The sequence below is a fragment of the Nonomuraea glycinis genome (assembly GCF_014646515.1).
Classification (GTDB): domain Bacteria; phylum Actinomycetota; class Actinomycetes; order Streptosporangiales; family Streptosporangiaceae; genus Nonomuraea; species Nonomuraea glycinis.
Map to the genome: position 1 here is coordinate 1 of NZ_BMNK01000007.1, position 2,384 is coordinate 2,384.

Here is a 2,384-nt window from a genome sequence, read left to right on the forward strand (position 1 = left end):
GTGTGTGCTGCGTTCTGTACTCTTCGCCGGGTCCGGAACAGCGCCGCGCCAGGGCGGCTGGTTCGATGAGTGTTTTGCTCGCGTCCACTACGCAATTCTGAGACAACAAGCAGCTGTCTCAGCCGGCTGGAAAGCTGGCTGGTGTTGTTTGTGTGTTTCATAGGGTTACGGCGGTTATGGCGGGAAGGAAACACCCGGTTACATTCCGAACCCGGAAGTTAAGCTTCTCTGCGCCGATGGTACTGCACTCGGGAGGGTGTGGGAGAGTAGGTCACCGCCGGACAATCTTTCAGGTAGGGCCCCGACGTGTGTCGGGGCCTTATCTGCATTTCTGAAGCTTTTCGCCGCCCAGTCGACTTAAAGGGGTTTCACGCCTACGGCGCGTGAGACCACTTTTTTATGCTGCATAAATCCGATGCTGCCGCTCTTGAGATCAGTGGTCGTTGGCCGGGCGCACGACAAAGATGCCCCAGCCCAGGTACTGCCGGCCGTACTCCAGGTGTGAGGTTCTTGAGCGGGACAGGAAGGTGCGAATCCCGGCGGCCTCGGGGTCGGATGGGTTGTCGCGCAGCCAGTCGCTGAGGGTCCACCATTGGCTCGCCACGTATCTGTCCCAGTCGTCGGGGCTGGCCAGGATCATTTCCAGGAGCTCGAATCCCGCCTTTTCGATGCGCGCTGCCGTACCGGCCAGAGAGGTGAAGGTGTTCTCGGCCACGCTTAGGGAGGTCAGGGCCTCTGGCGGGGATGGATTGATCCAGTAGCACTCGCCGACCAGAGCGATGCCGTCAGGGCGGAGCGGCCGGCGCATTATTTCGAGCGTGCCGGCCAGGCCGTCGCCGATCCAGGTCGCGCCGATGCAGGAGACGATGTCGTACGACTGTGGTTCGTCGACGTACGTGGCGGCGTCTGCTTCGACGAAGCGGACGCGATCGGCGACTCCCTGCGCGTCGGCGCGTGCTTGCGCGGCTTCCAGGAACACTTTGCTGATGTCGACGCCGACGCCCTGCAGGCCGTACTGGGCGGACCAGAGGGTGAGCATCTCGCCCTTGCCGCAGGCCAGGTCCAGGTGGCGGGTGGCTGGAGTGATGCGGCAGATCTCGCCGAGCTGGCGGAGCTTGTTCTCGGTGAGCGGATTGAGAATGCGATGGCGTGATTCGGCGATTTCGTGGAAGCGCAGGGACATGCGGTCAGTTTCGCGAATCATCTCGTGCCGGGCGACTGGTTATCCGGCGGGCGTCCGGCGCTCGCGTGTGCTGTGGCTTGCTAGGCTTGTGTCACCGGGCCACCCCACCACGGGTGGCCTTCGTCGCGTAAGGCCTTCGACAGGCGGCGACCAGCCACGGCGGGCCGCCGTACAGAGCAAGGGTCCGCTGAGTGAGCCAACGAAATGGACCTAGAAGTGAACAGAGATAGCGGATCGGACGGCGGACAGCGCAGTCGCGGCGACCACGAGGACGGGCGCTCCAGCGGCGGTGACAGGAGCGGCGGCGGCTACGGTTCCCGCGGGCGCGAGGAGCGCGACTCCAGGAGCGACCGTCCGTCCCGCTCCGACGATGGCGGGGCGCGTCCGTTCAGCCGTGATGACCGCGGGCCACGGCGTGACGAGGGAGGGCGCGGCGACCAGGGACCGCGCCGGGAATATCCGCGTAGTGATGAGCGGCGTCCTTACCAGGATCGGAATTCTGGTTCGCAGGGACGTGGCGAGCGAGGTGCCGGGCGGGATGACCGCGGTCCTCGTGCCGGAGGCGGTCAGCGTGATGACCGTGGGAGCGGCTACCGCTCCGGACCTCGTACTGAGGGGGCTCCTGAGCGTCGGCCGTTCCGGGACCGCGACGATCGTGCTCCTCGTGCTGAGGGCGCCTCTGAGCGCAGGCCCTTCCGGGATCGCGATGATCGGGGTCCCAGGAGCTCTGATCGTGGGCCGCGTGCTGAGGGTGGTTCCGGTGAGCGTCGTCCGTACCGGGGTGGCGACGATCGGGGGGCTCGTGGTGAGGGCGGTTACCGCTCTGATCGGGGTCCTCGTGGCGAGGGTGGNNNNGGGCCTCGTAGTGATTTCCGTTCCGATCGTGGTGGTCGTCCTGAGGGTGCCTCGGGTGAGCGTCGGCCGTTCCGGGATCGGGATGACCGTGGCCCTCGTGGTGAGGGTGCCTCCGGCGGCGAGCGCCGGCCGTACCGGGACCGGGACGACCGTGGGCCGCAGCGTGGGGGTGGTTTCCGCGACGATCGTGGGGGCTCCTCCAGCGGTGAGCGTCGGCCGTTCCGCGATGATCGTGGGCCGCGTGCTGAGGGTGGTTCCGGTGAGCGTCGTCCGTACCGGGGTGGCGACGATCGGGGGGCTCGTGGTGAGGGCGGTTACCGCTCTGATCGGGGTCCTCGTGGCGAGG

1 protein-coding gene and 1 rRNA gene are annotated in these 2,384 nt (G+C 66.6%); one reads left to right on the forward strand and one right to left on the reverse strand.

The window, feature by feature from the left end; genetic code table 11:
- Positions 1–166: 166 nt before the first annotated feature.
- Positions 167–283 (forward strand): 5S ribosomal RNA (rrf, locus tag IEY87_RS20485).
- A 150-nt stretch (positions 284–433) separates the two neighbouring features.
- Here the strand turns inward: rrf and IEY87_RS20490 are convergent.
- Complete coding sequence (locus IEY87_RS20490) at positions 434–1,183, reverse strand: SAM-dependent methyltransferase (protein WP_189140338.1); 750 nt, start codon at positions 1,181–1,183, stop codon at positions 434–436.
- Positions 1,184–2,384: the final 1,201 nt, after the last annotated feature.